This window comes from Marinobacter pelagius, assembly GCF_900114925.1.
Lineage (GTDB): Bacteria > Pseudomonadota > Gammaproteobacteria > Pseudomonadales > Oleiphilaceae > Marinobacter > Marinobacter pelagius.
This window is the reverse complement of sequence record NZ_FOUR01000003.1, coordinates 343,872-370,552: the sequence shown is the minus strand read 5'-3', so window position 1 is coordinate 370,552 and position 26,681 is coordinate 343,872. Positions and strand designations below refer to the sequence as shown.

Here is a 26,681-nt window from a genome sequence, read left to right as displayed (position 1 = left end):
AAACCCCAGGCCCCGGCATCCGCCGGGGCCTTTCTTTTTAGGGCCCTACCGAATCCCTCCCTCAAGTGAACGGAAATTGATCCGTGTCTTGTATTTTCGCTTCCGGCACCGACTATTATAAGTAGCAAGCAAACCTGAGATTTTGTGGAACAAGAGGTGCAGATGGAATTCAAAGACTATTACGCCGTACTCGGTGTGAGCGAGTCTGCCACCCCCGAGGAAATCAAGAAGGCCTACCGCAAGCTGGCGCGGAAGTACCATCCGGACGTCAGCAAGGAAGAAAAGGCCGACGAAAAGTTCAAGGACGTCGGTGAGGCCTATGAAGTCCTGAAAGACCCCGAGAAACGGGCCGAATACGATCAGCTTCGCAAATACGGCGCCCGGGGTGACGGCTCATTCGAACCACCACCCGGTTGGCAGAGTGCCTCCGGTTTTGGCGGTGGTGGCTTCACCGACGCCGATGCCAGCCAGTTCAGTGACTTCTTTGAGGAAATCTTCGGTGGCGGTCGCCGCGGTGGCTTTTCCGGTGGTTTCAGCGGTGGTGGTTTCCGCCAGAACATGCGCATGCGTGGTGAAGACGTTCATGCCCGTCTCGCTCTGTTCCTGGAGGAAGCATTTAACGGCTGCGAAAAGCAGGTGTCGTTCACGGTGCATGAGGCCGACGAGCAGGGCCGCGTGATTGCCCGCCAGAAGACTCTGAAGGTGAAGATCCCCGCCGGCATGCGCGAAGGCCAGCACATCCGCCTGAAGGGGCAGGGCTCGCCTGGCATCGGCGGTGGTGAGTCAGGTGACCTGTTCATCGAGATCGAGTTCGCGCCACATCCGCATTTCACCGTGGAAGGGCGAGACGTATTGATCACCGTGCCGGTGGCACCCTGGGAGGCGGCACTGGGCGCAACGGTGACTGTTCCAACCGTTGGCTCCAAGGTGAATGTAAAGGTGCCCAAAGGCTCCACCAGCGGCCGAAAACTCCGGCTCAAGGGCAAGGGCTTCCCCGGCAAGCATCCGGGTGACCAGATCGTGATCCTGCAGGTGGCCATGCCCGAGAAGCACACGCCGGAGGCAGAAAAGCTCTACGAGCAGCTGGCCGAGGCCGAGAAGAACTTCAATCCACGCAGCAAGCTCCATGTCTGAGCGGGGGTAGGAAATGACCAGGCAAGACCAGATTCTGACCGTGGAAGTGGTGGACTCGGAGGGGGGCACCTTCACCCTGCGAGAGATATGCGAACGGGGTGACTGCCACGCCGAGTTTGTCATCAAGCTGGTGAACTATGGTGTCATTGCGCCCGTGGAGGATATCCCCGAGGCCGGGCAGTGGCAGTTTGACGTCGCCGCCCTGAGCCGCCTGCGCAAGGCCATGCGGCTGCAGCGGGACCTCAAGATCAACCTGCCAGGCCTGGCGATGTCGCTGGACCTGCTGGACGAAGTGCAGGAAATGCGGCGGGAGGTGGATCGGCTTAACCGGCAGTTGCGGCATCTGCTGGGGGAGTGAGACCTCTTGAAGACGGGGTCAGATGAAAGCGTTCATCAGACCCCAAGTCAGTGCCAAACTCAGGGGTCTGAAGAAAACTTTCTTCTGACCCCATCTTGGCGCCAAACTTCGAAGTCAAACCCAACTCAGGGGTCTGAAGAACGCTTTCTTCAGACCCCACCTTCACTTCTCCCCCTTCTCCAAAGCCTGCAACTCCCCATAAATCTTCTCCGCCTCCTCCATCAACGTCCCATGTGTGCGCAAATCCCCATTCCGCTGCGCATGGAGCGCCTTGGCGAGTTTGTCCTCGTAGGCCTTCTTCAGCTTCTTCTTCGGATCACCCTTCAGAAATCCCAGCATGGTTGCTCCCGGTTGGTTGGACTTGGAAAGGGTACGCCTGTTGGGCGGAATGGTTCACAGTCCTGGTGGTGAAAAAGGGGTCAGAAGAAGGCTTTCTTCAGACCCCGACCTTGGCGCCCCTTTCCGAGGTCAAACCCCGGGGTCAGATGAAAACTTTCATCTGACCCCTCCTTCACCTCCCACCGTCACAAAAATTTAATGATCAAAATCTGGACAACCCAAGAAATTGGGAATAAATTCCCAAATAATGAAATGGGAAATTAATCCCAAACCCGGCAAAACCCCGCCGGCCCGAAAACGAAAGCAAAAGCCTGGAGAAGAACATGAAACGCAATCCCCTGACTCTGGCAGTAAAGCTAGTCCTCACCGGCGCCCTGGCCGGGTCCCTTGCCGCCTGCGGTGGCGGCTCCAGCAGTACCTCCACAGACACAGTCAGCACCACCTCTGACGGCACCAGCGTTGGTCCGGTCACCGGCTTCGGCAGCGTCTACGTCAACGGCACCCGGTTCCGGACCGATGGCAGTGTTTCCAGCGACGACGGCATCGAGCGCGAGACCCAGCTGGAAAAGGGCGTGATCCTGAAGGTCGATGGCAACTGGGATGATTCCGGTGAGGGTGAGGCCCGCCGTATTGATTACGACGACACCCTCCGTGGCCCGCTGACCTCCGCAACCTGGGACGAAGTCGAGACCACCGGTGAACTGATCGTCGCCGGCCAGACCATCCGGGTGGATGACCAGACCGTCTTCAAGGGCGCCACGCCCGTTGAGCTGCGAGACTCCGCCGCTAACTGGCGGGTGCGTGTGAGCGGCTGGCGCCTGGACGATGGCAGCTTCCGGGCAAGCTTTGTGGGTGCCCGCGCCTTCGGAACCGATTTCGATGATGACAACGAAGTGGAAATCGAAGGTGTGGTCGCCAATCTCGATGATGTGGCCCAGACCTTCACCATCAACGGCTACCCAGTGGATTATAGCAGTGCGGTATTCGATGATGATCTCGACGAAACCGAGCTGGCCAATGGCCTGGCTGTAGAAGTCGAGGGCTTCCTGGAGAACGGCACACTGATCGCCCGGGAAATCGACGATGAAGATGACCTGTTCGATGACGACGATGACGTGGAAATCTCCGGCGCCATCGCCGGCAGTTATGACTCTGGCAGCCGCCAGTTCCAGCTCAACGGTCTCACCATCCAGGTCGACAACGATACCGAATTCGATGACGGCCTCCGGGAATCCGATCTGAGCGATGGCCTACTGGTGAAAGTTGAAGGCGAGTACCGCGGTGGCGTGATCGTGGCCGAGGAGATTGAGCCCCGCGAGGGCGAGGCGGAGCTGGACGGTGTTATCGAATCCCTCGGTGGTGACGGCGAAACCTTGGTGGTAAGTGGTGTCCAGGTGTTCATCACCGCGAACACACTGATCGATGATGACGATCGGGACGATGATGACGACAGTACCGTGAGCCGGATCCAGGATATCGACAGCCTGAATGTCGGCGATTACCTGGAGATCGAAGGTATCCAGACTTCGGACCAGGGCGGTGGCCTCGTTGCCCTGAAGCTTGAACGGGAAGACGACGATGACGACGGGTTCGAGCTGGAAGGTCGCGTGACAGCAGTCTCCAGTGATCGCATCACCGTGCTCGGTCTCGAGCTTCTGGGCACTACTTCCGGCATCTCGGTAGGAGACCATGTTGAAGTCGACTATTCCAAGACCTCCGGCGGAGAATACGTCATCGACGAAATCGAGGTTGAAGACTCGGATTCCGATGATGACAGCGACGATGATTGATGCCTGATCCAGCAGGGCGCTCTTCGGGGCGCCCTCGCTGGTGTTCGGCGTTACTATGGGAATACAATCCCAAACATGAAAAAGACCCCGACCAATCCGTTGCACCAGGCACTGTTCCGTATTCTGCGCCCTCTTGCCAGATTGTTGTTGCGTAATGGCATCCCCTTCGGAGAGTTCGCGGAGTTGGTCAAACGAGCCTATGTGGAAGCCGCGCTGGAAGATTTTTCCGGCGGCCGCCGCAAACCCACCGATTCCCGGGCGGCAGTGATGACCGGCCTGACCCGCAAGGAAGTCAAACGCCAGCGCGAGATCCTCGCCGGAGAGAACCCGGTCCGGGAGACCACCACCCATGCCAACCGCGCTTCCCGGGTAGTGTCTGGCTGGGTACATGACGAAGCCTTCCAGGCCCGCGACGGTGCGCCCGCGTTGCTGCCGTTCGAAGGCTCGCTGAGTTTCAGTGAACTGGTCAAGCAGTACAGCGGTGACGTCCCGCCCCGGGCGGTGCTGGACGAGCTGGTCCGGGTGGGCGTTGCGTCTGTGGACAGTGACTCGGGGCTGATTCAGCTCAGGCAACGGGCCTATGTGCCGGCCGGTGACAGCGAGGAAATGCTCCAGATCTTTGGGGAAGACGTATCTGACCTTATCGCCACTATCGACTATAACCTTGTAAGTAGTGAAGCGGGCCAGCAGCCCCTGTTCCAGCGGACTCTGACCTACGACAACATTCCTCCGGAAATCATGGACCGGTGGCGCGCCCATGCCGCCGCCCAGTCCCAGGCCCTGCTCGAGCAGCTGGACAAGTGGCTGGGGCCACACGACCGGGGTATCGCGGGCAACGGTAACGGCAATCACACAGGCGAGCCAGTGCGCACCGGTGTGAGCATCTTTTACTTTGAGGATCCTGTGCAGGCAGGGAGAGACGAATGAAACGGAAATTGCTCTATCGATCAATCGGACTGACTGCCAGCACCCTGGCACTGGGAATCCTTTCCGCCTGTGGCGGAGGCGCGGGCACGAGCCTGGACGTGGCAGACGGAGGCATCCGGGGAACCGGATCGAGCGTCGGGCCGGTGTCCGGGTTTGGGAGTGTGTTTGTTAATGGGGTTAAATTTGATACCGACTCTCTTGGAGGGTCGGTGGGTGGCGATGACGGTGTAGCCTCTGAGTCCCGCCTACAGACAGGCATGATTCTCGAGGTGCAGGGGGAGTGGTTCACCGACGGTACCGGAGAGGCCTCGGGGCTCACCTATGACGATACGCTCCGTGGTGAAATCCTGATTATCCAGGCATGGGATATCGTCACCAAAACCGCCATCATCGAAATTCTTGGCAGAACAGTTCATATCGATGCTCAGACGGTAGTCAAAGGCAAGGCAGTAGTGGATCTGGCAGAGGGAGATTTCGTCCGGATATCCGGGTGGAGGCTCCCGAATGGTGAGTTCCGTGCTTCGTTCCTGGGGCTCAGATCGAGCTCGAATCTTGATGATTTTGATGACCTAAACGAAGTGGAACTCGAGGGTGCTATTTCCTCGATCAACACCTCGGACGAGACGTTCAATATCGGATCGCAGGTAATTTCCTATGGCGGGGCGGAGTTCACAGACCTGGCTCGTGAAGATCTGGCGGTTGGTACCTCGGTTGAAGTCGAAGGCAACCTCGTTGGTGGCGTACTTCAGGCCAATGAAGTTGAGCGGGACGATTTCCGTCGTTACACCCTGGATGATGAAGGTGATATAGAGTTTGTGGGGCCGGTGTCTTCGGCCTACAACAGCTCGAACGCGACCTTTACCATTAATGGCCTGACCGTCCGTGTTACCGCCGAGACAGAGTTCGATGATGCGCTCTCGGGCCCGGACCAGTTGATTCCGGGGCTTTTGGTCCAGGTTGAAGGTGACTTCGAGAGTGATGGCACCATCACCGCCGAAGAAATCGAGTTACGAGAGGCGGATTCGGAAGTCGAAGCCGCCAGGACGTCGGAGATCGATTATTCGTTGAGTCAGTTGCGAATTGGTGGGGTACTGGTGCAGGTTTCGCCGCTCACCATCATTACTGACGACGATGACGAAACCAGGCTTACCCTCGGGGATCTGCAGACGTCGCTGGAATTGACGGTTGAAGGCGTGGACCGGTTTAACAGCGATGGTAGTGGATATCTGGAGGCACTCCTCATTGAGCGAGGAGATGATGCAGCTGACAGTGAATACGAGTTGACCGGTCGCATAACGGAAATGGTCGATGACCGGATCCGGGTTCTCGGTCTTGATGTGTTCACCACTACAGATACCGATTTCGACGATATAACCAAATCCGACCTGCAGGCACGGGTTGATTCAGGTCAGCAGCCGGTTGTTGAAGTCGAATATCAATTCAACGGTGCTCGATTCGAGATCCAGGAAATTGAACTGGAGGAGGACGACGACGATTAATTTCGCCGTCGAGTCATTCTCCTGACTTTCAGCCACAAACCCGGGAGCGAGCCTCCCGGTATTCCTTCTTAAGCCGGTCCACGAGGTCTGACACACTTAGCACATCGTGGATCTGGCTCACCCCCTGGCCGGCGGACCACACGGTTTTCCAGGCCTTCGCCTCATCATCCACCGGCTTCAGCTTCTCGCCGTAGTTGATGTTGCCGGCCTGGTTCAGTTTGTCCATGTCATATCCCGCCGCTTCCAGGCTCTGACGCATGAAGCTGGCGGGCACACCGGAGACGGCCGGGGTATGGATAATGTCGGCCGAAACCGCCTCAATGATCATATTCCGGTAGGCATCGTCCGCTTGCGACTCAGTTGTGTTGATAAACCGTGTGCCCACATAGGCAAGGTCCGCGCCCAGCGCCTGCGCTGCGAGAATATCCTCACCGTGGGACAGGCCACCGGCCAGCAGGATGGTGCCGTCGAACACCTCCCGGATTTCATGGACCAGCACGAACGGGTTGATGGTGCCCGCATGGCCACCGGCCCCGGCTGCCACCGCGATAATCCCATCCACACCGGCCTCGGCCGCTTTTCGGGCGTGTTTCTGATTGGTGACATCATGGAACACCAGCCCGCCGTAACTGTGTACCGCATCCACCACCTGACTGGCGGCACCCAGGGAGGTAATCACCATGGGCACCTTGTGCTTCACGCACAGCTCCAGATCCGCCTGCCAGCGCGGGTTACTGCGGTGGACGATCAGGTTCACCGCCCAGGGTGCCACCGTAGCGTCCGGGTTCTCTGTGCGAAATTGCTCCAGCTCCTCGTGCATCTGCACCAGCCACTGCTCAAAGCCCTCGCTGGTACGCTGGTTCAGTGCCGGAAAACTTCCCACAATGCCCTCCTTGCAGCAGGCAAGCGCCAGCTCCGGACCGGAAATGAGAAACATGGGGGCTGCCACCAGGGGCAGTGACAGCGAATCGGCAAGCGAGGAGGGCAGTGGCATGGCATTTCCTTAATTTTTATCGGAACTTTTGTAGGATATAAAGGATCTTAGCGTGCCTCGGCCTCCGTGCAAACGACGGATGGCCCATCGGATCGGAACATTCAAAAATCAAAAGGGAGCCCTGACATGGGTGAAGCGAAACGCCGCAAGCAAACCGGAACACCATCCTCGCGGAAGTCCGGCAATCGTGGCCTCATCATCGGCATCGCCGCAGTCGTTGCCATCGCCGTCATTGCAGGCCTGTATTTCCTCACCTCGGCGCCCGAGCCCACCTCCGACGCCTTGCCCGTAGCCGCGCCTGACGCCCAACCCTTCCCCGCACAGCTAGACCAGTACGGTGTCTCGGTCGGTGACGAAAACGCTCCCGTCGTCGTCCGCGAATTCGCCGACTACCAGTGCCCGGCCTGCGGCCGATTTGCCGAAGCAAGCCAGCGCCTGAAACAGGAATACGTCGAAACCGGCAAAGTCCGCTTCGTCTACTTCGACCTGCCTCTGCAGCAACACCAGAACGCCATGCCCGCAGCCCTCGCCGCCCGCTGCGCCGGCGACCAGGACGCCTACTGGCAGATGCACGACCAGCTCTACGGCAGCCAGACCGAATGGAGCGGCTCCAACGACCCGGTAGCCACATTCACCCGCTACGCCGGTGACCTCGAATTGAACGAGCGCCGTTTCCAAAACTGCATGGAATCCGAGCTGCATCGCGAGGATGTCGAGCAGAGCCGTCAGGCAGCTACACAGCTGCGGGTGATGAGCACTCCGACTGTTTATGTGGATAACATCCAGCTGACGCGTCCCGGCTGGGGTCAGTTGTCGGCGGTAGTAGAACGCGAATTGAGCCAGCAGGCTGACTAAACAGTGAGCCATTGAGCGGTGGGGGCCTGCCAAAATCGTGCGGAGCCATGGATGGCGGAGCCGAGCGTACAGGGACGTATCTACAGCGTATTTTGGCAGGCCCCCATCGTTCAATGGCGGGCCGTCTACCTCAAGGCTGCGAGTATCCCGGACTTGCTTGAGGCTCCAAGTTGGTTAAACTTTGCGCCCTCGCGAAACCCGCGAATGAACTAAAACCCATGCTCCGGATTTACGATCCGGCCCGCAGGAGAAAACCATGAGCAATGAAGTAGTTGTCTGCGCACTCTACAAGTTCGCAGTCCTGAATGATTACAAAGACCTACGCCAGCCCCTGCTAAACCTGATGCTGGAAAAAGACGTCCACGGCACCCTGCTGTTGGCCCGCGAAGGCATCAACGGCACCATCGCCGGCAGCCGCGAAGGCATCGACGCCATCAAAGCCTGGATTGCCAGCGACGAGCGCTTCGACGGCATCGACTACAAAGAATCCTTTGTCGATATCCAGCCGTTCAAACGCACCAAAGTGAAGCTCAAGAAAGAGATCGTCACCATGGGCGTGGAAGGCATCGACCCGAAACGCGTGGTTGGCACCTACGTGGATCCGAAAGAGTGGAACGACCTCATCTCCGATCCGGAAGTGCTGCTGATCGACACCCGTAACCAGTATGAAGTGGAGATCGGCACCTTCAGGAACGCGGTCAATCCGTCCACCGACACCTTCCGTGAGTTCCCCGAGTACGTGAAGGAAAACCTCGATCCTTCAAAGCACAAGAAGGTCGCGATGTTCTGCACCGGTGGTATCCGCTGCGAAAAATCCACCGCGTACCTGAAGGAACAGGGCTTCGATGAGGTGTATCACCTCAAAGGTGGCATCCTGAAGTACCTGGAAGACGTACCCGAAGAACAGAGTCTCTGGCACGGGGAATGCTTTGTGTTTGATGACCGGGTAACGGTGAACCACCGGCTTGAGCGCGGCGATTACGATCAGTGCCATGCCTGCCGACGCCCGATTACCGAGGACGACAAGCAGCGCCCCGAGTACGAGCAGGGCGTGAGCTGCCACCAGTGCATCGACTCCCTGACCGAAGAGCAAAAGGCCCGGTTCAAGGAGCGCGAGCGCCAGATGCGCCTGGCCGAGGAGCGTGGCGAAGTACACGTTGGCGGCGAAGCGGCCCGCATCATCGCCGAGCGCAAGGCTCGCAAGAAAGCTGAACGCGAGGCTCAGGCCAGAAAGAGTCTGCAAGGAGAAAAGGCTCGTAAAACCGCGGACGCCTGATATTCAATCGACAGGAGGTTTCATGGGGTTCAGACACGCAGTCGCAGTAACGCTCACGGCACTTGCGCCGTTCGTGCAGGCACAGGATGCCTCGGACTGGGAAGGCGAGGCCGAACTGGGCGTGCTGGTGACCTCGGGTAATTCCGAGGAAGCCAATGTTAACGGCCGGCTGGCCCTGATCCATGAAATCGAGAAATGGCGCAACACCGGCGAATTGAGTTCGAAGTACTCCGAAGCTGAGGGTGAAACCACGACCGAGGAGTACAAGGCAACAGGCCAGACCGACTACAAGTTCGCCGAGCGCCAATACTGGTTCCTGCGGGGCTCCTATGAGGATGACCGCTTCTCCGGGTACGACTTCGAGTCCACCGCCACCACCGGTTACGGCCACCGGGTCTGGGAATCCGGGGAGCGCTCCTTCCTGGACCTCTCCGCCGGTGCCGGTTATCGCTACAACCGGCTGAACGAGCCCAACGCCGACCGGCAGAATGCCGAGGAAGAGGCCATCGCCCGGCTGGCGGGGCATTTTGATTATGCGCTGTCCGAGAACTCGCTGTTTCGTCAGAAGCTGAGCACCGAGATTGGCCTGGATGACAACAACACCGTCAGCGAATCCGAGACCTCGTTGCAATCGACTGTGGTGGGAAATCTGTCGATGAAGGTGGCGTTCCGGGTCAAGCATGTGTCGGAGCCGCCGGAGGGGGCGGAGAGGACGGATAAAGAGACTTCGCTGTCCCTGTTGTATGGATTTTGACATGTCGGGGTCTGAAGAAAGCCTTCTTCTGACCCCTTCTTCATAACTGTGGGGGCGAGGTGAAAGTGGGGTCAGATGAAAGCGTTCATCAGACCCCTGTGCATCCGTCTGACCCCTCTTTCAAGCTTCAGACGTTATTCCTCAACCCCAACTCATCCGGGTACGGCGTCAAATACTTCTGCACATGCAGATAATCCACGGGCTCCCGGCGCTGGGCCATGCGCAGTAAGGTCATGGGCACCACCAGCGGCACTTCACCCCGGCGGTAGGCTTCCATCTGCTCCAGCAGCACCTTCTTGTCCTCCGCATGCATGGAGTCCTTGAGGTAGCCCAGCAGGTGCATCATGGCGTTCATGTGGGAGCCGCGGCTGACTTTCTGGCTCATGGCTTCCATGAACAGGTGGATGTATTTGTCTGCGGTGTTTTCCAGCGGCTCGGACTTCAGGTCGCTCAGCAGCGGGCCGAGTTGGCGGTAGATCTTTTCCGAGTGGGCCAGCAGCTGGAACTTATGGCGGGTGTGGAATTCGATCAGGGCCTGGGCGCTCAGCTTGTCGCCGGCGACGTTCTGCATCCAGTCGTCGTAGGCGAAGACCCGTTCGATGAAGTTCTCACGCAACATATCATCGTTCAGCCGGCCTTCTTCCTCCACGGGCATCAGCGGGTAGGCACGCATCAGGGCCTCGGCGAACAGGCCGCGGCCGTCCCGGCGGGTTACCCGGCCTTCCTCGTTGTGGACCTTGATGCGTTCCATGCCGCAGCTCGGGGACTTGGCCATGAGGATGTAGCCACGCAGATCCGAAAGAGTGGGCATGATCCGCTCGATGAAGGCGTTCATTTCATCGGTGTGGTCGGCGGTGCCTTTGGTGTCGATCAGGCGGATGCCATCGGGGTATTCCCGCAGGTGGATGGCCGGGCGTGGGACGCCGAGGCCGGCTTCCAGTTCGGGGCAGATGGATCGGAATTCGAAATGTTTTGACAGTACCTGGGTGCAGTAGCGGGAATGTTTGTGGCCGCCGTCATGGCGGACTTCCTTGCCCAGCAGGCAGGTGCTGATTCCGACGGGGATGCCGCTCACGTGTTGTCTCCGGTTGTTAAAACGTCACTTGTAATACGTGATTTCAGTCTAGCTCGATCAGCGCACTCACGAAACTGGTGGAATCGGCCTAGCGGGGCAAGGTTTCCAGAATACGCTGTGAATACGTCCCTGTACGCTCGGCTCCGCCATCCATGGCTCCGCACGATTCTGGAAACCTTGCCCCGCTAGGCCGACCCGGACTTTGGTAGTCCGCTGATCGGGTGCTGGTGACGCTTTTTTTCTACGAGGGCGAGAGTACTCGCATAAATGTTTCGGACGTCCTTGGCGAATTGTTCCACTGAGAAATCAGCCGCAAACTCCAAAGCGTTGCTTGAAAGGGTTCCCCGCAGTTTGTCGTCTTCCAACAGCTCCTTCACCTTCGCAACCCACTGATCCTGCTTTTCCGGCGTCTTGAAGCCGTTGAACCCGTGCCGCACCACATCGTCGATGCCGCTGGAACGTACCGCGACCACCGGAAGGCCAGCGGCCATGGCTTCGAGGATGACCATTCCCTGGGTTTCGGACTTGGAAGCGAACAGGAAGGCGTCGCCCAGGTGGTACCACAGGGCCATTTCATCGGGTGGTACCGCGCCGACGAGTGTGAAGTGCCGCTGCAGACCGAGGGATTCGATTTTCTTCTGTAGCCGGTCTTTCTGGTGGCCGTCGCCGATCATCAGGAATCGGAAGGGTACGTCGGTCTGTTTGCACAGGGCGTCGATGGCTTCGATCATGAAGTCGATGTTTTTCTCGTTGGACAGGCGCGAGACGCTGACGAAGATTTTCTCTTCGGTGATCCCGAGTTCCTTGCGCAGGTTGTCCACGTCCTCCCGGTTCACTTGCTGGAATTTCTGGTATTCGATGCCGGTGGGCTGCACGAAGGTGGGGGTCTTTACCCCGATCATGCGCAGGTATTCTTCCGTGGAGTAGGTGGGCACGATGACGCCGTCGCATTTGTTGGCGAAGTGTTTGATCAGGGCGTGGGAGATCAGGTTCCGGAACAGAATGCCGGGTAGCGGTACGAAGTGGGCGTAGTGCTCCAGCCGCGTATGGTAGGTGTAGATCGCCGGGACCTTGAGGGTGCGGGCGATGAACAGGCCGAGGCTGCCGAGCCAGAACGGGTGGTGAACATGGATGATGTCCGGGCGGAATGCCTTGACCTGTTCGCGGATTCTGGCCAGGAAGATGTTGGCCAGTCGGAATTCCCGGTTCTTGCCCATGGCCAGCAGTGACGGCACCCGGTAGACGTATTCCTCGCTTTCCGGCTGGTCCTTGTAGCTCGGGGCCACGATCAGCAGTTTGTCGCCAAGCCCTTCCAGACCACGCCTGAGGCGGTCGATGGAGATGGGTACGCCGCCGATGAAGGGCAGGTAGTTGTTGGTGAACATGGTGACCCGGAGGGGGTTTTCGAGCCAGGGGGCGGGGTCCAGGTCGTAGTCGGGGTAGTAGTCCTTGCCGATGAAGATGATCTGGTAAAGCTTGATGGCTATGGCCGCGAATACCGCAACGATCAGGATGAAGTTGAGGTAGCCGGTGTAGAACAGGGAGTAGATGAAGAACCAGAAGCTCTCCAGGGTGCTCCACACCGGATGCTGCCCGACTTCCAGTCGCTGCAGGTTGTGGGAGACGTCACCATCCGGGGTCACACCCACTTCCACGTAGTGATAGAAACTGCTCTCGTTGTTGAGCACCAGGCCTCCGGCCCCGCCGGTGGTGATGAACTGCGTGCCTTCCCGTTCCTTCTCGGCATATACGGAGAGGTTCGAGGAGAACACCATGTCGATGCCCTGGCTGTCGATAAGCTCAAGCAGCGCGTCCCGGAATTCCGGTGGTTGCAGGTAGTCGTCTTCCTGGTCGAACAGGGGGTTCTGTTCCGGCTCCAGTGGCGGATGGCCGATGAACAGGATGCGGGCGTTGCTGGTGTCCTGGGTGAGCAGATCGGTGAGCCAGCGGATCTGCCACCGCCAGGGGGTCTTGCCGGTGCTGTCCAGGAAGATCAACCGGGCATTGCCGGTGCGGATGCTGTAGAAGTGCGGGCCGAAATGGTCGTAGAAGCGAAAGCTGCCGAAGTTGTCGAATTCGTGGGCGCCGAATGTGAGCAGGTAGGGGATCTGCAGATTGCTCAGGGTGCCATACAGGGCCCGGTACTTGTCCTCTCCGCCACCACTGACCGCGTTGCCTGCAGACACCATGAAGTCCAGCCCGGAGCTGTTCAGCTCCGGAATAATCCGTTCCTCGAAAATCCCGATGGAGTTGTTGATGTTGCCGACCACGGCAAAGTTGACTGCTTCCCCGGGTTTCACTCGTTCATGGATGCGCTCCACCTGGGTACTGTGCAGGCTGTTGAAGTCCTGCATGAACAGGTTGAGGTAGGCCTTGTAGCCCACTAACAGAATGACGATCAGCAGGCACAGGTAGAACAGCAGCTTGAGCGGGTTTCGGAAGATCATCCGGATTTCCTGCGGTCTTTGGTCAGTTCCCTCTGGAGGACAAGCAGTCCGACAATCATGCCCAGGTAAATGGTCAGGAAGCGCCAGCCCACGGTGACCAGAACCAGGTGATTACCGGACAATATATCCCGAAAGAAACTGCCAAACACCCCCTCGGAGATGCCCGAGGCGCCGGGGGTGGGTGAGAAATACATGATGAAGGTGGTCACTACCAGCAGCCCCACCGTGACCAGGTAGTCCACCTCATAGCCCAGGCTGTGAATGAGCAGGGCCGGAAAACTGAACAGGCTGAGCAGGAAGGTGGCGGTGAAGAAGATCGACAGCAGCACGAACAGCGGCCGCCCCTCGATGTAATCGTTGAAGCTGAAGGAGAACCTCAGCATCTCCCGGCGGCACTTGAACTGCCAGCGGTCGTGGCGACGGGCGCCGATCAGGTGCGCCCGTCTGAGCAGGCTGATGAGTTTGCTCAGGGGCAGGATGAGCCAGCGGGTCCGGAACAGCAGGACGATAAAGAAACCCAGGTAGAGAGTGATAAACACCGCGAGGGCGGTGCCGATCTCCCCGGAGATCGTATGATCTTCCAGTGCTTTCAGGGTGAACAGGAAAACCGGGGTCAGCGAGAAGATGAAGATCACTGCCAGTACGGTGCGGATCGTAGTCGCGGCCGTGGCCCGCCCCACGGGGACGCCATGACGGGTGAGATACCAGATCTGGGCAAAGCCCCCACCGGTGGCCATGGGCGTCACGTTCGAGAAAAACAGGTTGATGAATACCAGCTTGAACATGATCCGGAACGGCAATTTGTGTTCCAGGGCCCGCAACGTGTAGTAGAGCCTCAGCCCGTCAGACAGGAAATACACCAGCAGCAAGGCGCCGAATGCCAGCAGGCTCTCTGGTGCGATTAGCCGGGTGTCGAAGGTAATGCTGCGGTCGGCGAACTGGTGATAGACGGTGTAAAGCCCGGCAGCGGTCAGGGCGACAAAGATCAGGCTGAAGAAACCGAGTCTTCGCCAGGAGGTCCCGCTCTCGTAATCGATGTCCGTTGAGTCTGTCATGGGCTGCCCGTCAGAGTGAGACGGGCAGTTTACATGTGAAGTGGCAGTAGTTGTCCAGTGGTGCCTCAGTGGCCATATACCATCATGGTGGTGTCCGTGATGGCAAAGTCCGTGAACTGGACACTGCCGATGCTGGTGCCGCCAATCCGGAAGATCGGCATGTCGATGTCCGCGCGGAATTCCACATCATGTACCGACAGCCCCTCCACTGCCGAGGCGGCGCTGGTGCCCCGGGAAAGCTTTGCCGTGGCGTGAGCCATCCCGAAATGCCCCAGGGTGTCGTCCCCGCGCCGGTTATGAATCTGCAGCCCTTCGATGCCTACGGCGGCGAAATTGAACAGCAGGATCAGGTCGGCGGCGTCCCAGTTCAGACTGCCGTTGGTGATCTCGAAGTGGGTGTCCAGCTGCAACTCGGAACCGGACACCACATTACCGTTGGCCAGGGTTCGGGTATTGCCGCCCTGGTTCCGGATGACCAGGTCCGTGGGTCCCACGTAACCCTGAAGCAACATATCCGAGAACAGCGTGGCGCTGCCTTCGGTGCCGGACGTTACGATGCTGTCCACGGCCAGTTCGAAATCCACCGCCTGCAGGTAATCATTGAGACTGGTTGGATCGCCGTAATCAATGGCGCCCAGGTGAATCACCAGGTCGCCACTGTCGAACTGCTTGCCGAACTCGCCATTCACCGAGTAGGTGGCCAGGGCCTCGGCCACATCCGGATCACTCGGGTCCAGCAAACCCGCATTCGCTCGCCGGGCAATCTCCGAGAAGCCATGCTCCAGCACCTCGCCATCACCGGCGATATCGAGGGTCAGCTTCATGTTGTCCAGCACGGTGTCATTCTGGCCGGAGAGCCGCAGCCCGTTAACGCTCAGGGAGCCTTCATCGGTCCAGGTCAGGCTGTCCATGGTGAGCCGGGTCTCAAGCTCGATGGTCACGCCGGCCTGGCCGGTAACGGTAGAAAGGCTGCTGTCATCCAGCGCCCGGAATTCGGCAAGTGTAGAAGTAGGCAACGCCATCGCAAATGCCATAAGGGGAAAGCACCTGCGCGGCGTTGAAAACTGGGTCAGGAGAGATGGAATCATGAGCGTCCCGATATTGTTCGACGGATTCTTGTTGTTATCCGGGCCGCAGGGACACCTGAATCAATGCGGCGATCAAAGGTTACAGACTGTTACATTAGAGTCCGGAAGGTCGGCTGTCTGTGATACAGATCCCGAATAGCTGTTTCATTGTCCGGGCTGGATCTGGCGTCGCCCCTTGAAATCCGATTGAAACGCACGCAGGTATAAAGTTTGAATGCTCTGAACCAAAAGGGAAATGATCATGCCCAAGCATTTCGAAGACGCCCCCGGCCTGTACGACGCGCCCGTTCCCGAGACAGAAGGCTATGTCTTCAACCAGACCATGATGCGCATCAAGGAACCCGAGCGCTCAATGGACTTTTACACCCGCGTTCTGGGGATGCACCTCATCCGGAAGCTGGATTTCCCGGAGATGAAGTTCACTCTGTACTTCCTGGGGTACCTGGATGACCGTTCGGCCCAGTTCGTCCCGAACGACGATGCCCATCGCACCACCTACACCTTCGGCCGTGAGGCGATGCTCGAGCTGACTCATAACTGGGGCACCGAAGACGACAATGATTTCGCCTACCACAACGGCAACGACGAGCCCCAGGGCTTCGGCCATATCGGCATTGCGGTGCCGGATGTGTATGCCGCGTCGGACCGTTTCGAGAAACTGGGTGTCGAGTTTGTGAAGAAGCCGGACGACGGCAAGATGAAAGGCCTGGCCTTCATCAAGGATCCGGACGGCTACTGGATCGAGATCCTGCAGCCGGACATGCTCGCCAAGCAGCAGAAGGACGACTGAACGTCCACTTGATTAACCGCCGTCGGATGTCTGTCCGGCGGCGGCTTTCCCGCCAAATCTGGAGGCGACGATCACCGCCGCCGTCAGGATCAGGGCGCCGGTAATGCCAATCGGCCCCAGCACCTCTCCCAGGAAGACCCAGGCCAGCAAGGCCACGAACAGCGGTTCCAGCGTCACGATGATGCTTGAAAGCGTCGCGGGCGTGGTTTTCATGCCGGTGAAAAAGCTCACGTAACCGATGCAGGTCGGCACCACGCCAATGTAGGTCACCATCAGCCAGTGCCTGAACGCCAGGGTTTCCAGGCCGGCAAAGCCTCCGGTGGCGGCTACCACCGGCAACAGGATCAGCGCCGCGGTAAAGAAGCAGATGAAGGCCGTGGTGAACACCGGTGTGCCTGCGGAGCTGTACCGGCTGGTGAGGGTGAAACCGGTGTAGACACAAGCGGCCAGCAAGGCCATCAGGATACCGGCCAAGCGCAGGGTGCCGCTGGTGTCCATGTCGCTCAGCACCAGCATGGCCGTGCCGGCAATGGCGGCGATCAGTGACAGGATGGTCAACAGCCCGGGTTTCTCACCGAGCAGGGGCGCGGCGGTGATCGCCACCAGCACCGGCGGCAGGCACAGGGCAATCAGGGTGGCTATGCCGGCGCCGGTCAGGTCCACAGCCAGCAGGTAGCTGCCCTGGTAGAACGCCTGGAACAGGCCGAGGGCCGCCAGGGGCAGCAGTGCCTTCAGCCCCAGATGCCGCAAGGAGCTTCCGGGTACCCGCTCGTCAGGATGGTTGCGCTTGAGTTGTACCTGTTCCCGCCGCATCAGCAGCCAGAAAAACGGCAACGCCACCACCAGGCGCAGAAAGCCCAGGGTTATGGGTTCCAGCTCGGTGCCGGTAAACAGGAATTTGGCGACGATGCCTGTGGTCGCCCACAGCAAGGCCGCCAGGGCGATCAACAGTGCGCCTTGGATCATTCTATAACCAGTACAATCAGCTCTTTGGGGCCGTGGACACCGTAGGCCAGGGTCTGCTCGATATCCGCGGTTTTGGATGGCCCAGAGATTAACAGCGCATTGGTCGGCATGCCAGAGGCCCAGTTCTGGGAAATCATGGCTTCGTGGAACGTGGTGTAGATTTCCGAGGCATTCAGCACGGCAATGTGCACCGGCGGCACCAGGCTCATCAGGCGTGGTTCGTCCGGCGTCGGCCAGAGAATCAGCGAGCCGGTTTCGGCAATGCCGCCCCGGGTGGAGGTGATGCTGGCGTCCACCTCGTTGAACAGGTAGGGCTGCCAGCTCTCGATGGGCTCGTCGTAGAGCAGCAGTTCCGGCAGGTCCGTGCGCTCGGAAGCCTTGATCGCCTGCCCGATGGGATGCTCTTTCGGGATCATCAGGTTGCGGGCACCCCGGGTATTCAGCACCTCGGCCAGCCGCTCGATCCAGGTATCGGAGGTGCAATGATGGACCTCACCGTGGACCGACTCGATCATTTTCTCGAACAGTTCGATCCGTTCGGCGGTGCTCCAGTCCGGGCGCTTCAGAACCGAGAAGTCGCATTCCGGGGCGGTCAGCTCGCCACCGGTGCGGTTGCGCAGGCGCTGCAGAATAATGTTTCGGGAACTCACTGGCCACGCTCCTTCATCCGCTGGTGCAGGGTTTTCGGCGCAAGCTTCGGTACGGTCCTGAAATCGGTCCAGGCGCCGGCTTTCGAGGGCTGCAGGGCCCGGAATTTCGCTGCGACCCCGGTGCCCAACCGGTATATGCCAGGGCTGGCATGCATCCAGGCCCACCCCTTCCAGATCATGGCTTCGCCGGTACTGCGCTTGGCGCCATGGCCCCGCACTTTGGCCGGGTGTAGCCGGTCGCCATCCACGGATTCCTGGCGCAGGCGCACCAGCAGGTCCGGAATCGGAATCTTCACAGGGCAGACTTCGCCACAGGCGCCACACAGGCTGGATGCGGTGGGCAGGTGCCGGCCCTCGTCCAGGCCGATCAGGTGCGGCATCAGGATCTTGCCGATGGGGCCAGGGTAGGTTGTGCCATAGGTGTGGCCACCGACCCGGGTATAGACCGGGCAGTGGTTCATACAGGCGCCGCAGCGGATGCAACGCAGGGTGTCCAACAGCTCGTCGTCCTGGTAGATGGAGGACCGGCCGTTATCCACCAGCACCACATGGACTTCCTCGGGCCCGTCCAGCTCCTCGCCCTTGCGGGGGCTGGAGATCATGTTGAAGTAGGTGGTGATGTGCTGGCCGGTGGCGGAACGGGTCAGCAGCGCCAGCAGGGCGGAGACATCCTCCAGGCTCGGCACCACCTTTTCGATACCGGTGACGGCAATATGGCACTTTGGCACCGTGGTGGTCATCCGGCCGTTGCCCTCGTTCTCCACCAGGCACAGGGTGCCGGTCTCCGCTACCGCGAAGTTAACGCCGGAGACACCCACGTCCGCGTTCATGAATTTCTCCCGCAGCTGCTGGCGGGCAGAGGCAGTCAGGTATTCCACATCGTTGGAGAGATCGGTGCCGGTCTTCTCGTGCATCAACTCGGAGATTTCCCCGGTGTTCTTGTGGATCGCCGGCATGATGATGTGGGAGGGCGTCTCATCCGCGAGCTGGACAATGTACTCCCCCAGATCCGATTCCAGCGCCTCGATGCCGTGGTCCTGAAGGTAATGGTTGAGTTCCATCTCCTCGGACACCATGGACTTGCCCTTGATGACACTCTTGGCGTCCCGGGCCACGCAGATATCGCGGACGATGCGGCACGCCTCGTCGCCGTCCACCGCCCAGTGCACCTTGATACCGTTCTCGGTGAGCTTCTGTTCCAGCTGCTCCAGCAGGTCCGGTAGGTTGGACAGGGCTTTCAGGCGGATGTTGGCGCCCAGGTCCCGCAGGGTTTCCAGGTCCCAGCCCTCGAACGCTGCCGTGCGCTTGGCCATCAGGCCGTCCATCGCCTTGCGGAAATTCTGGCGGATCTTCGGGTTGTGGATGGCCGCGTGTGCCCGGGGGTGAAATTCCTTCACATCGACGTGCGGATGGGCGTGGGCAGTGGTCTCGCTCATGACTGGCCTCCCTGGTTTCCGCGGGTGCGCTCCCACAGGAAACTGATGATGTGCTGGCCCTGCAGGGGCTTGCCGTTCTTCTCCGCATAGCCGGCGATGTTCATCAGGCAGCCGCAGTCGGTGGTGACAAATTCTTGGGTGCCGGTATCCACCAGGGTGTCGACCTTCTCACTGACCATGGCGGCAGAAATCTCCGGGTGGCGAACCGCAAAGGTGCCGCCAAAGCCGCAGCATTCTTCTGGCCGGATCTGTTCCACAAGGTTGACGTTTTTCAGCTGCCCAAGCAGTGCCGGGCCGACCTCGGCCACCCCCATTTCCCGGCGGGCCGAGCAGGAGGTATGCATGGCAACTGTGACCGGATCACCCAGATCCTCCAGTTTGATGTGGCAGACATTCAGCAGGAAATCCGTCAGCTCCCAGACCCGCCCGGCAATTTCCGCGGCCTGGGTAGCCTGGGGTGTGTCCTTGAACAGTGCAGGGTAATGCTTGCGCATCATCCCGCCACAGGAACCGGAGGGCACCACAATCGGCCAGTCTTCGGGAAACAGGTCCAGCTGGGCTTGCGCCACCGAGCGGGCCTCATCGTGGTAACCGGAGGTGTAGGCCGGTTGGCCACAGCAGGTCTGGCCCTGGGGGAAGATCACCTCGATGCCCTCCCGCTCCAGCAATTCCACCCCGGCAATCCCCGCATCCGGGTAGAACATGTCCACCAGGCAGGTGCCGAAGTAATAGACCTTCTGAGGTTTGGAAGGATAAACCTTGATGGGATCAGACATTAACGCCCCGCTCCGGGTGTGGGATTGTTGTTATCCAACAATAATAGGGTGGGGGAGCGGTGGTTGCCAAACGACTTTCGGCTCAGCAGCTTCTGTTGGATAACTTTTGATAGACCTTGGATTTCTCGCGTTTGCCAATAGCGAGGACATAAACAATTAACTCGTCATCAACCACCTCGTAGGCGAGGCGATAGCCGGCATTACGAAGTTTGATCTTATAGACGCTCTGGTAGCCGCCTAGACGGGCCGAAACTACGTGAGGATTCTCAAGCCGTTCAGACAGTTTATTCTTGAATTGTTGCTTTATTGGTGGCGGAAGTTTTTTCCACTCCTTCAGTGCAACTGGCAGAAATTTAAGTTTATAAGTCATCCAGATTGACGCTGACAGCCTTGTGTTTTTCTTGGCGGCGCTTCTCGACGATTTGGCTTAGCTCCTGGTCGTCGATCATTTCCATTATCCACTCATAGGTTTCCGCTGGAACCAAATACGCTGCGGGCTTGTTGTGGTTAAGAATAGCGATAGGCGCACCATCAGATTCGGCAAGCAGGGCTGTAGGGTTGCGCTTCAGTTCGGAAATGCTGGCTGAGCAATCGGCAAGTACTTTGCGCATAAAAGACCTCAAATGTGCATCAAAATAAGATCTCATTTTAGACCATTCTTTGCCTGTTGCCGATAGTGACAGGGTGGCTTGCGCCACCCTTCGTTAATCCTACTCTATGCTGAGACGATCCGCGTTCTTCTCCACAGTGCGTGCGCCAATGCCTTTGACCTTGGAGAGGTCGGCGGTGGAGGCGAAGGGGCCATTTGCTTCGCGGTACTCGATAATGGCCTGGGCCTTGCTATCGCCGATTCCGTTGAGACTCGCCAGAGTGGTTACGTCTGCGGTGTTGATGTTCACGGTGGCGTCCTGGGCGTGGGCGAAACCGATGAACAGGCTGAACAGCAGGACCAGCGTGGCGATAATCGGGGTTCTTTTCATGTGAGCATACTCCTGAGATTGAATAACGTCGTTATGGTTGTTTGCCAGGACGTCATGCCGCACAGGCGCAGGCTCGGTTGAGAGGCGAGAATAAAGGTTCGGAGGTGATGAGGTGTAAGGAAGGTATTCCGAAAACGGAAGTGCACGGACTGGGCCACGCTCCCTGTGGACCCAATATCCGTGGCTGACCCCTGCCTGATCCATCAGGCTGCGCATCATCCTGAGCGCTTCATCCTTGTGTTCATCCCTGTAATCCCGATCCTTCGGGTAACTCCTGATCCGTGGAGTTTCCATCCTTGAGCCAACGATCCTTGCCGGCTGTCATCCCTGACAATTCCTATTCTATCGAAGATGGTCTGTAGCAAAATCGGATATTCGCTCTGCGGTTTGTGCGATATTTCCTACGCTGATGTGAGCCAAGGGAGCTGGCCACATGATCTTCAAATCTATTATTTGGGTTCATAGGCAAGCCGGCATCTTGTCGCCGAGTGCCAGCGTCCAGTTAATCGGGTAACGTGGCCCGCTTTTCTGGAGTCATTCCCCTTTCCCATTCAGCTTCATCGCCCGGCGCTGGCAGAAACCGGCCAAACTCGATCATCTGAGTGGCGGGAATGTCCTGCAGATAGATCCAGGCGTCCTCAACCGTTATTCCCGTAATTTGGACTATCTCTTCAAGCATCTGGCTCATCAGGGCTTGCTTGACCTCGGCAGTGCGGCCCTCGCGCACCAGGCCGTGGACATACACCTGGGGCGCCTTGTTCACGGTGCCACCTACAAAGTGCTCGCCATCATTGGTAAGAAAAAACGAAACCTGGGCAAAAAAACGGGGGGCGCCCGTTTGCGTGTGATGGGCCGTGGTTATGGCTTCCGCTATCTGTGATTTCTGCTGCTGCGACAGGGAAAGATTCGCGACCGTTACGGTATAAGTGGGCATGAGGGACATCCTACCGAGAGTGACGTTTATTTACCTGTCTAGTCTCTGAGTACACGCTATCAGCTGCAACCACCTTGCAGCTGTCCCACATAGGCGGTGATAAAGGCCGTTTCCTGAAAGGCCTTCAAACCCGTCTCGGCAAACGCAATGGGCAGCGGGTTGGCTGCCAGGGTGGACTTGATAAGGGCCGGGGGCAGCAGGGTCACCGTCAACTCAATATCGGTGATCAGTTGAATGGCCGCTTCCATTTTGAAGCTGATGGCACCACCTGCAAATTTGCCTTTGGGCATCCGCTCTTTGATAGCGACAGTGGTGACTCCGTATTCGGCCATTAACGCCGAAAAGGCCGCCTGGAACCGCTTCAGATCTTCACGGCTATGGTTTTTTGGCAGTGACAGTTTGCGCACCTTGCACTCCGGCAGGTTGAACTGCCCCCTGTCCATATTCAGCAAACACACCACCGCATCGTTGCCAGTCAGCTCAACCCCGCAAATAATCATAGCCATTGCCCTCTACACGCCCGTTGCTGTTAGCCACAGCACTTCTTGAATTTGATACCGCTACCGCAGTTGCAGACGTCGTTGCGGGAGGGCGGTTTTACCGTGGTGACTGTCCCGCCTTTATTCAGGATAGCGGTGAGCTCGTTGATGGATTCAACGGCGCCTTCGCGGGTATCAACCGAAATAGTCGCATGCAGCTTCGCCCGGGCAACCTGTGCCTCAACCTCTTGCTTGCGCGCTTCACTGGTAACCACCAGTTTTAGCGGATACTTCCGGCTGCCACTCTTCTGGCTGGCGTTGGTCTGAAAGCCGCCGTAAGCGGTGTGGTTCTGGCGTGCGTCCTGCCGGCCCTTGAAGAAAAACTTATCTGACATGGTGATATCCTGATGAGAAGAATACCCGAGCTACTGCCGGGGGGAGTCTTTTAGCATGCTTATGGGAACGGGGATATAGGGAAAACCGGGACAGATCTATTTTAGATGGATTGAAGGGCATAGAATTGGCAAGTGGTATCTACTGGGAGCTCATGTGCAACCAGATAACAAACGCAGCGAAAGGCTCCGATTATGCACGTGGATAAAGCAAAGAAGCGTATTGCAAAGCAGGTTAAGAAGGGCTTTCACGGCTATCCGTTAGTTTCGCTGGAGTACTTTGGTAAAACGCCGGATTCAGCCATCGAGGTTGTTATTTCATATACCGAGGAAGAGGGCGCGGAACCCCAGAAGCAAACGTTTGTGAGTGGGGGTGATGCCCGGGAAGACGAAACCATTCAATCCACCCTCCTGAAAATCATTGAGCGGGCGGATGCCAAAACGGTGACTGAGGTCAATGGTATTTCCACTCTCAGTGAAACTTGATTACGGACAGGCCCGGACATCGTCCCCAAGGGCAATGTCACCCGCTTCAACCACCCGGCTTGTGATTCCACCGTGCCCGCGCACGGGCTGGGTGGGCGTCATTGAGGGGTTCAAAGGGGCGTAAACATGCAAATCGGAGTGATCGCTGACACCCACAGCAAAATGCGTCCAGAAGCCCTGGAGGTTTTGAAAGGCTCGGATCTGATCCTTCATGCCGGTGACGTGGGGCGGGACGAGGTTCTGGAAGCGCTGGAGGGGATCGCCCCCTTGATTGCGATCCGTGGCAATATCGACAAAGCAGGTCGAGCTGCGACGCTTCCAGATGTTCAGGATCTGGAATTTCTCGGCCACGCTTTCTACATGCTCCACGACGTTAAAACCCTCGACATCGATCCTCAAGGCCGTTACCGCGTGGTCATCGCCGGCCATTCCCACAAACCCCGTAATGAATGGATTGGAGATGTGCTCTATTTCAATCCAGGAGGCGCCGGCCCCCGCCGATTTACTCTGCCGATCACGGTGGGGCGGCTTCAGGTGAGTGAGGACGGTGTGGTTGGTGAGATTGTTGAGCTGCCGGTTTGATCGGTTGGGAAAACCGGGGCCGATCTATTTTCTTGAGAACCTTATTTCTATTCTGTCCGCAAGGTGCTATTCCTTGAGCCGGACGAGCAACCGGCCATCCTCGACCTGGATATAATCCACCCCGGCTGCAAAGGATTGCCAGAATCCCGGATCGGCGCCGAACTCGTTAACCAGGTCCACATTCTTGAGGTTACCCAGCCAGGCATTCGGAATGGGTACGCCCATCACGCTGACGCCCCTTAATTTAACCAGGGGGCGACCGTTGGCAAAGGACAACTCTACACCGGCATTTACTCGTAGGGTTCTGCCGCCGAGTACAGGGAAATTCTCTTCAAGAGGCACAAGGAGCAGGGCGCTGAGTAGATCGTCTGAAAGGTCGACTGCGAGTCTCTGCGCCAGATCGGTGTTATTGGCCAGCATACCGTTGAGTTCCCGCTCGCTGAAGCGTACCTCCCGGCTGGCGCCTTCCTCACTGTAGGGTACCGGCTGCAACCGCCGCTCGGATTTGCCACCCTGGGTATCAATACCCAGAGTGTTCAGCTTGTTATTCAGTGAATCCTGTTCACTCGCATTCAGGGTTACGGGGTCGAATTTCTCAGGAAACACGTAGTGGCTTAACCACCAGTAACCAACGCCGATGGTGGCAACGATGGTGAGCACGACAATGCCAAAGACATGCCAGCCACTGAAACCCTTCTTTGCGGGTGCCGGTGCTGCTGTTTTATCCTCGGTTGTCTCACTCATTGCCAATGTCACCTGATTGCAGTTTGAATCCTCTGCTTTGGTAATCGTGTCAGAATATGTTTGAGGTCGGTATGGAAATCATGCCTGAAGATAAGGTTTATGGGGAGGTTAAAGGACGTTTTCTATGTTTCTTTTTTGAACTTTGCTTTGCAATTGCCGCTCATGCACATCGTACAGTAGTGCTCACGGTCCTCGTGTTTGGTGCCCTCTGCGATAGTGATGCCGCAGCCATTGCAGAGCAGGATCGCAACGTCTCCGTCAAATTTCACAATTGCGTGTTCGTATTTCATAAGACCGTCCGTGCCCGACTTTCACACTCTCTCATCAAACTACGATGCCCGCGTCGGGTCAGACTGCTGGAGAGCGATCACCGCGGGTAAGCTTTATCCGGGAAAGCCGGGACAGATTTATTTTCGGAGGAACTCGGGTGCCCCAAAGCTGACAGTATTGGCTATTATCAGGGGTATCTTGCATGATCAAAGGAAGGGAAACAGACTAGCCAGATGAAACCGCTCCTTCTGATCGTTGCTTACCTCGTCGCCGTTACCTTGCCGCTGCTTCTGTCCGCCTGGGTCGGAGGCCCGCCACGCCAGTTGCACCAGGAACTCGCCTCAGGCCTTGGCATTCTTGCCTTCTCGATGATCCTCGTGGAATTCATCCTGTCCGGCCGCTTCAAGGCCATTTCCAATGACGTCGGCATGGACGTGACCATGCGGTTTCACCAGATCATGGCCCGCACGTTACTGGTCTTTGCGCTGCTGCACCCGTTTCTTTACCAGGGGACGCCGACAGGGGGGGAGCGCCCATGGGACCCCACACGGCAATTGACGCTCACGACCGATTTTTCCGATCTGGCGACCGGGATTGCCGCCTATTTGCTGCTTGCAGGCCTTATTGTCATGGCCATTGGGCGCACCCAGCTGGGCTACCGGTACGAGACGTGGCGCCTGTTGCACGGGCTCGGCGCGCTCCTGATTGCGGTGCTTCTGTTGCACCATACCGTGTATGCCGGGCGTTACGGATCACAGCCGGTGATGACCTGGGTGTGGCTGGTCATGACGGGCGTGGCGGTTGGGTCATTGCTGATGGTTTACCTGGTGGTTCCCTGGCTGCAGAAGGCTCGCCCCTGGCGCGTGACTTCCGTCGTCCGATTGACGCCCAAGCAATGGGAAGTGACGGTGACGCCCGACGGTCATGATGGTCTGGATTACCAGGCCGGGCAATTCGTCTGGCTGAATGTGGGGCACAGTACCTTCTCGATGAAGGAAAACCCGTTCTCCATGTCCTCAGCGCCGGCGGGCGGCCCGGAAGTCTCCTTCATGATCAAGGAGCTTGGCGACTTCACACGAACCATTGGCCAGATAAAACCTGACACCGTCGCCTATCTGGACGGCCCTTATGGCAATCTTACCGTCGATGGTCGCGAGGAGTCCGGGGTCGCGCTCATCGCCGGTGGTGTGGGCCTTGCGCCGCTGCTCGGCATACTCAGGCAAATGCGCCTGACCGGCGATTCGCGCAAAGTGAAGGTGATCTATGGAAACCGGATCATCAACCAGATTGCCTATCACGAGGAGTTGGGTGATGAGGATGTGGTCTATGTGCTGTCAGAACCGCCAGAAGACTGGCACGGGGAGACAGGCTTCATCGATGGAGCGCTGATGGATCGTGAGTTTTCAGAGAACGAGTTTCGCGACTGGGTCTTTGTGATGTGCGGACCGGCGATCATGATGGATGTTGTTGAAGACCACCTGAGCACGAGGGGCACACCTCCTCAGCGTATCCTGGCGGAGCGGTTCAGCTATGATTAATCCAATCAGGCGGTTGAGCCAGCGTCGGCGGCTATCCTTGATCATTTGGGGTGTGAACATCAGCTTA

29 protein-coding genes are annotated in these 26,681 nt (G+C 58.2%); 12 read left to right on the top strand and 17 right to left on the bottom strand.

What is annotated here, in order from left to right:
- The first annotated feature begins 162 nt into the window (after nucleotides 1–162).
- Entirely contained in the window at nucleotides 163–1,134 is a 972-nt protein-coding gene (locus tag BM254_RS08790) for a DnaJ C-terminal domain-containing protein (RefSeq protein WP_092001805.1), read from the top strand.
- Nucleotides 1,135–1,147: 13 nt separating this feature from the next.
- Entirely contained in the window at nucleotides 1,148–1,492 is a 345-nt protein-coding gene (locus BM254_RS08785) for a chaperone modulator CbpM (protein WP_092001802.1), read from the top strand.
- 162 nt (nucleotides 1,493–1,654) lie between these two features.
- On the opposite strand, the gene BM254_RS17675 is transcribed toward BM254_RS08785, so the two are convergent.
- Complete coding sequence (locus BM254_RS17675; RefSeq protein WP_139227047.1) at nucleotides 1,655–1,831, bottom strand: DUF6435 family protein; 177 nt, start codon at nucleotides 1,829–1,831, stop codon at nucleotides 1,655–1,657.
- A 323-nt stretch (nucleotides 1,832–2,154) separates the two neighbouring features.
- Between BM254_RS17675 and BM254_RS08780 the strand changes: the two genes are divergently transcribed.
- The 3 genes from BM254_RS08780 to BM254_RS08770 all read left to right on the top strand — a co-directional run bounded on the left by BM254_RS08780 (nucleotide 2,155) and on the right by BM254_RS08770 (nucleotide 6,047).
- Nucleotides 2,155–3,621 (top strand): DUF5666 domain-containing protein, encoded by a 1,467-nt coding sequence (locus BM254_RS08780; RefSeq protein WP_092001799.1) that lies wholly within the window; start codon nucleotides 2,155–2,157, stop codon nucleotides 3,619–3,621.
- 75 nt (nucleotides 3,622–3,696) lie between these two features.
- Nucleotides 3,697–4,548 (top strand): DUF6502 family protein, encoded by an 852-nt coding sequence (locus BM254_RS08775; protein WP_092001796.1) that lies wholly within the window; start codon nucleotides 3,697–3,699, stop codon nucleotides 4,546–4,548.
- Nucleotides 4,545–6,047, top strand: coding sequence for a DUF5666 domain-containing protein (locus BM254_RS08770; RefSeq protein WP_175497227.1), 1,503 nt, complete (start codon nucleotides 4,545–4,547; stop codon nucleotides 6,045–6,047). The genes BM254_RS08775 and BM254_RS08770 overlap by 4 nt, the downstream gene beginning before the upstream one ends.
- Nucleotides 6,048–6,075: 28 nt before the next feature.
- Here BM254_RS08770 and BM254_RS08765 read toward each other — a convergent pair whose 3' ends face one another.
- Nucleotides 6,076–7,041, bottom strand: coding sequence for an NAD(P)H-dependent flavin oxidoreductase (locus BM254_RS08765; RefSeq protein WP_092001793.1), 966 nt, complete (start codon nucleotides 7,039–7,041; stop codon nucleotides 6,076–6,078).
- A gap of 126 nt (nucleotides 7,042–7,167) precedes the next feature.
- On the opposite strand from BM254_RS08765, the gene BM254_RS08760 reads away from it, so the two are divergent.
- From BM254_RS08760 to BM254_RS08750, 3 genes are all read left to right on the top strand, one after another.
- Nucleotides 7,168–7,896 (top strand): DsbA family protein, encoded by a 729-nt coding sequence (locus BM254_RS08760; RefSeq protein WP_092001790.1) that lies wholly within the window; start codon nucleotides 7,168–7,170, stop codon nucleotides 7,894–7,896.
- Nucleotides 7,897–8,152: 256 nt separating this feature from the next.
- On the top strand, nucleotides 8,153–9,172 hold the full coding sequence (gene trhO / locus BM254_RS08755; protein ID WP_092001788.1) for an oxygen-dependent tRNA uridine(34) hydroxylase TrhO: 1,020 nt from the start codon (nucleotides 8,153–8,155) through the stop codon (nucleotides 9,170–9,172).
- 22 nt (nucleotides 9,173–9,194) lie between these two features.
- Entirely contained in the window at nucleotides 9,195–9,926 is a 732-nt protein-coding gene (locus tag BM254_RS08750; RefSeq protein WP_092001785.1) for a DUF481 domain-containing protein, read from the top strand.
- Between the two features lie 127 nt (nucleotides 9,927–10,053).
- Here the strand turns inward: BM254_RS08750 and BM254_RS08745 are convergent, their stop codons facing one another.
- The 4 genes from BM254_RS08745 to BM254_RS08730 all read right to left on the bottom strand — a co-directional run bounded on the left by BM254_RS08745 (nucleotide 10,054) and on the right by BM254_RS08730 (nucleotide 15,537).
- A complete protein-coding gene (locus BM254_RS08745) occupies nucleotides 10,054–11,001 on the bottom strand; it encodes a YbgA family protein (protein WP_092001782.1) in 948 nt (315 codons plus the stop codon).
- Between the two features lie 185 nt (nucleotides 11,002–11,186).
- A complete protein-coding gene (locus tag BM254_RS08740; protein ID WP_092001779.1) occupies nucleotides 11,187–13,448 on the bottom strand; it encodes a glycosyltransferase in 2,262 nt (753 codons plus the stop codon).
- A complete protein-coding gene (locus BM254_RS08735) occupies nucleotides 13,445–14,503 on the bottom strand; it encodes a lysylphosphatidylglycerol synthase transmembrane domain-containing protein (protein ID WP_092001776.1) in 1,059 nt (352 codons plus the stop codon). Before BM254_RS08735 ends, BM254_RS08740 begins: the two co-directional genes overlap by 4 nt.
- Nucleotides 14,504–14,568: 65 nt before the next feature.
- A complete protein-coding gene (locus BM254_RS08730; protein WP_175497226.1) occupies nucleotides 14,569–15,537 on the bottom strand; it encodes a DUF6160 family protein in 969 nt (322 codons plus the stop codon).
- 295 nt (nucleotides 15,538–15,832) lie between these two features.
- Between BM254_RS08730 and gloA the strand changes: the two genes are divergently transcribed.
- On the top strand, nucleotides 15,833–16,381 hold the full coding sequence (gene gloA / locus BM254_RS08725) for a lactoylglutathione lyase (protein WP_092002234.1): 549 nt from the start codon (nucleotides 15,833–15,835) through the stop codon (nucleotides 16,379–16,381).
- 12 nt (nucleotides 16,382–16,393) lie between these two features.
- Here the strand turns inward: gloA and BM254_RS08720 are convergent, their stop codons facing one another.
- The 10 genes from BM254_RS08720 to BM254_RS08675 all read right to left on the bottom strand — a co-directional run bounded on the left by BM254_RS08720 (nucleotide 16,394) and on the right by BM254_RS08675 (nucleotide 22,997).
- A complete protein-coding gene (locus BM254_RS08720) occupies nucleotides 16,394–17,347 on the bottom strand; it encodes a DMT family transporter (protein ID WP_092001768.1) in 954 nt (317 codons plus the stop codon).
- Entirely contained in the window at nucleotides 17,344–17,997 is a 654-nt protein-coding gene (locus BM254_RS08715) for a LutC/YkgG family protein (protein WP_092001764.1), read from the bottom strand. Before BM254_RS08715 ends, BM254_RS08720 begins: the two co-directional genes overlap by 4 nt.
- Entirely contained in the window at nucleotides 17,994–19,433 is a 1,440-nt protein-coding gene (locus BM254_RS08710) for a LutB/LldF family L-lactate oxidation iron-sulfur protein (protein WP_092001761.1), read from the bottom strand. Before BM254_RS08710 ends, BM254_RS08715 begins: the two co-directional genes overlap by 4 nt.
- Nucleotides 19,430–20,209 (bottom strand): (Fe-S)-binding protein, encoded by a 780-nt coding sequence (locus tag BM254_RS08705; RefSeq protein ID WP_092001758.1) that lies wholly within the window; start codon nucleotides 20,207–20,209, stop codon nucleotides 19,430–19,432. Before BM254_RS08705 ends, BM254_RS08710 begins: the two co-directional genes overlap by 4 nt.
- A gap of 82 nt (nucleotides 20,210–20,291) precedes the next feature.
- The gene (locus BM254_RS08700; protein ID WP_092001756.1) at nucleotides 20,292–20,579 is read right to left on the bottom strand and encodes a type II toxin-antitoxin system RelE family toxin; all 288 of its coding nucleotides are present in this window, start codon (nucleotides 20,577–20,579) and stop codon (nucleotides 20,292–20,294) included.
- Nucleotides 20,569–20,907 (bottom strand): type II toxin-antitoxin system Phd/YefM family antitoxin, encoded by a 339-nt coding sequence (locus BM254_RS08695; protein ID WP_425434484.1) that lies wholly within the window; start codon nucleotides 20,905–20,907, stop codon nucleotides 20,569–20,571. Before BM254_RS08695 ends, BM254_RS08700 begins: the two co-directional genes overlap by 11 nt.
- 12 nt (nucleotides 20,908–20,919) lie before the next feature.
- Nucleotides 20,920–21,189 (bottom strand): ComEA family DNA-binding protein, encoded by a 270-nt coding sequence (locus BM254_RS08690; RefSeq protein ID WP_092001753.1) that lies wholly within the window; start codon nucleotides 21,187–21,189, stop codon nucleotides 20,920–20,922.
- Nucleotides 21,190–21,691: 502 nt separating this feature from the next.
- Entirely contained in the window at nucleotides 21,692–22,123 is a 432-nt protein-coding gene (locus tag BM254_RS08685) for a tautomerase family protein (protein ID WP_092002229.1), read from the bottom strand.
- 59 nt (nucleotides 22,124–22,182) lie between these two features.
- Nucleotides 22,183–22,623: a DUF3010 family protein gene (locus BM254_RS08680; protein WP_092001749.1), complete on the bottom strand. Its 441-nt coding sequence runs from the start codon at nucleotides 22,621–22,623 to the stop codon at nucleotides 22,183–22,185.
- A 29-nt stretch (nucleotides 22,624–22,652) separates the two neighbouring features.
- Complete coding sequence (locus BM254_RS08675) at nucleotides 22,653–22,997, bottom strand: PBPRA1643 family SWIM/SEC-C metal-binding motif protein (protein ID WP_092001746.1); 345 nt, start codon at nucleotides 22,995–22,997, stop codon at nucleotides 22,653–22,655.
- A 192-nt stretch (nucleotides 22,998–23,189) separates the two neighbouring features.
- Here BM254_RS08675 and BM254_RS08670 point away from each other — a divergent pair, with 192 nt between their 5' ends.
- Both BM254_RS08670 and BM254_RS08665 read left to right on the top strand, forming a co-directional pair.
- A complete protein-coding gene (locus BM254_RS08670; protein ID WP_092001744.1) occupies nucleotides 23,190–23,480 on the top strand; it encodes a hypothetical protein in 291 nt (96 codons plus the stop codon).
- Nucleotides 23,481–23,606: 126 nt separating this feature from the next.
- Nucleotides 23,607–24,062 carry a metallophosphoesterase family protein gene (locus BM254_RS08665; RefSeq protein ID WP_092001741.1) on the top strand — a complete coding sequence of 152 codons (456 nt, stop codon included), beginning with the start codon at nucleotides 23,607–23,609 and terminating at the stop codon, nucleotides 24,060–24,062.
- A gap of 66 nt (nucleotides 24,063–24,128) precedes the next feature.
- Here BM254_RS08665 and BM254_RS08660 read toward each other — a convergent pair whose 3' ends face one another.
- Nucleotides 24,129–24,806: an arginine N-succinyltransferase gene (locus BM254_RS08660; RefSeq protein ID WP_092001738.1), complete on the bottom strand. Its 678-nt coding sequence runs from the start codon at nucleotides 24,804–24,806 to the stop codon at nucleotides 24,129–24,131.
- Between the two features lie 503 nt (nucleotides 24,807–25,309).
- Between BM254_RS08660 and BM254_RS08655 the strand changes: the two genes are divergently transcribed.
- Nucleotides 25,310–26,614 (top strand): ferredoxin reductase family protein, encoded by a 1,305-nt coding sequence (locus BM254_RS08655; RefSeq protein WP_092001736.1) that lies wholly within the window; start codon nucleotides 25,310–25,312, stop codon nucleotides 26,612–26,614.
- The last annotated feature ends 67 nt before the right edge of the window (nucleotides 26,615–26,681 follow it).

Coding starts and splice junctions, on each gene's coding strand:
- BM254_RS08665 (WP_092001741.1), top strand. CDS start 23,607: ATGCAAATCGGAGTGATCGCTGACACCCACAGCAAAATGCGTCCAGAA.
- BM254_RS08760 (WP_092001790.1), top strand. CDS start 7,168: ATGGGTGAAGCGAAACGCCGCAAGCAAACCGGAACACCATCCTCGCGG.
- gloA (WP_092002234.1), top strand. CDS start 15,833: ATGCCCAAGCATTTCGAAGACGCCCCCGGCCTGTACGACGCGCCCGTT.
- trhO (WP_092001788.1), top strand. CDS start 8,153: ATGAGCAATGAAGTAGTTGTCTGCGCACTCTACAAGTTCGCAGTCCTG.
- BM254_RS08685 (WP_092002229.1), bottom strand. CDS start 22,123: ATGCCCACTTATACCGTAACGGTCGCGAATCTTTCCCTGTCGCAGCAG.
- BM254_RS08700 (WP_092001756.1), bottom strand. CDS start 20,579: ATGACTTATAAACTTAAATTTCTGCCAGTTGCACTGAAGGAGTGGAAA.
- BM254_RS08735 (WP_092001776.1), bottom strand. CDS start 14,503: ATGACAGACTCAACGGACATCGATTACGAGAGCGGGACCTCCTGGCGA.
- BM254_RS08740 (WP_092001779.1), bottom strand. CDS start 13,448: ATGATCTTCCGAAACCCGCTCAAGCTGCTGTTCTACCTGTGCCTGCTG.
- BM254_RS08705 (WP_092001758.1), bottom strand. CDS start 20,209: ATGTCTGATCCCATCAAGGTTTATCCTTCCAAACCTCAGAAGGTCTAT.
- BM254_RS08710 (WP_092001761.1), bottom strand. CDS start 19,433: ATGAGCGAGACCACTGCCCACGCCCATCCGCACGTCGATGTGAAGGAA.
- BM254_RS08670 (WP_092001744.1), top strand. CDS start 23,190: ATGCACGTGGATAAAGCAAAGAAGCGTATTGCAAAGCAGGTTAAGAAG.
- BM254_RS08790 (WP_092001805.1), top strand. CDS start 163: ATGGAATTCAAAGACTATTACGCCGTACTCGGTGTGAGCGAGTCTGCC.
- BM254_RS08680 (WP_092001749.1), bottom strand. CDS start 22,623: ATGATTATTTGCGGGGTTGAGCTGACTGGCAACGATGCGGTGGTGTGT.
- BM254_RS08720 (WP_092001768.1), bottom strand. CDS start 17,347: ATGATCCAAGGCGCACTGTTGATCGCCCTGGCGGCCTTGCTGTGGGCG.
- BM254_RS08770 (WP_175497227.1), top strand. CDS start 4,545: ATGAAACGGAAATTGCTCTATCGATCAATCGGACTGACTGCCAGCACC.
- BM254_RS17675 (WP_139227047.1), bottom strand. CDS start 1,831: ATGCTGGGATTTCTGAAGGGTGATCCGAAGAAGAAGCTGAAGAAGGCC.
- BM254_RS08765 (WP_092001793.1), bottom strand. CDS start 7,041: ATGCCACTGCCCTCCTCGCTTGCCGATTCGCTGTCACTGCCCCTGGTG.
- BM254_RS08785 (WP_092001802.1), top strand. CDS start 1,148: ATGACCAGGCAAGACCAGATTCTGACCGTGGAAGTGGTGGACTCGGAG.
- BM254_RS08675 (WP_092001746.1), bottom strand. CDS start 22,997: ATGTCAGATAAGTTTTTCTTCAAGGGCCGGCAGGACGCACGCCAGAAC.
- BM254_RS08655 (WP_092001736.1), top strand. CDS start 25,310: ATGAAACCGCTCCTTCTGATCGTTGCTTACCTCGTCGCCGTTACCTTG.
- BM254_RS08780 (WP_092001799.1), top strand. CDS start 2,155: ATGAAACGCAATCCCCTGACTCTGGCAGTAAAGCTAGTCCTCACCGGC.
- BM254_RS08690 (WP_092001753.1), bottom strand. CDS start 21,189: ATGAAAAGAACCCCGATTATCGCCACGCTGGTCCTGCTGTTCAGCCTG.
- BM254_RS08750 (WP_092001785.1), top strand. CDS start 9,195: ATGGGGTTCAGACACGCAGTCGCAGTAACGCTCACGGCACTTGCGCCG.
- BM254_RS08660 (WP_092001738.1), bottom strand. CDS start 24,806: ATGAGTGAGACAACCGAGGATAAAACAGCAGCACCGGCACCCGCAAAG.
- BM254_RS08730 (WP_175497226.1), bottom strand. CDS start 15,537: ATGGCATTTGCGATGGCGTTGCCTACTTCTACACTTGCCGAATTCCGG.
- BM254_RS08775 (WP_092001796.1), top strand. CDS start 3,697: ATGAAAAAGACCCCGACCAATCCGTTGCACCAGGCACTGTTCCGTATT.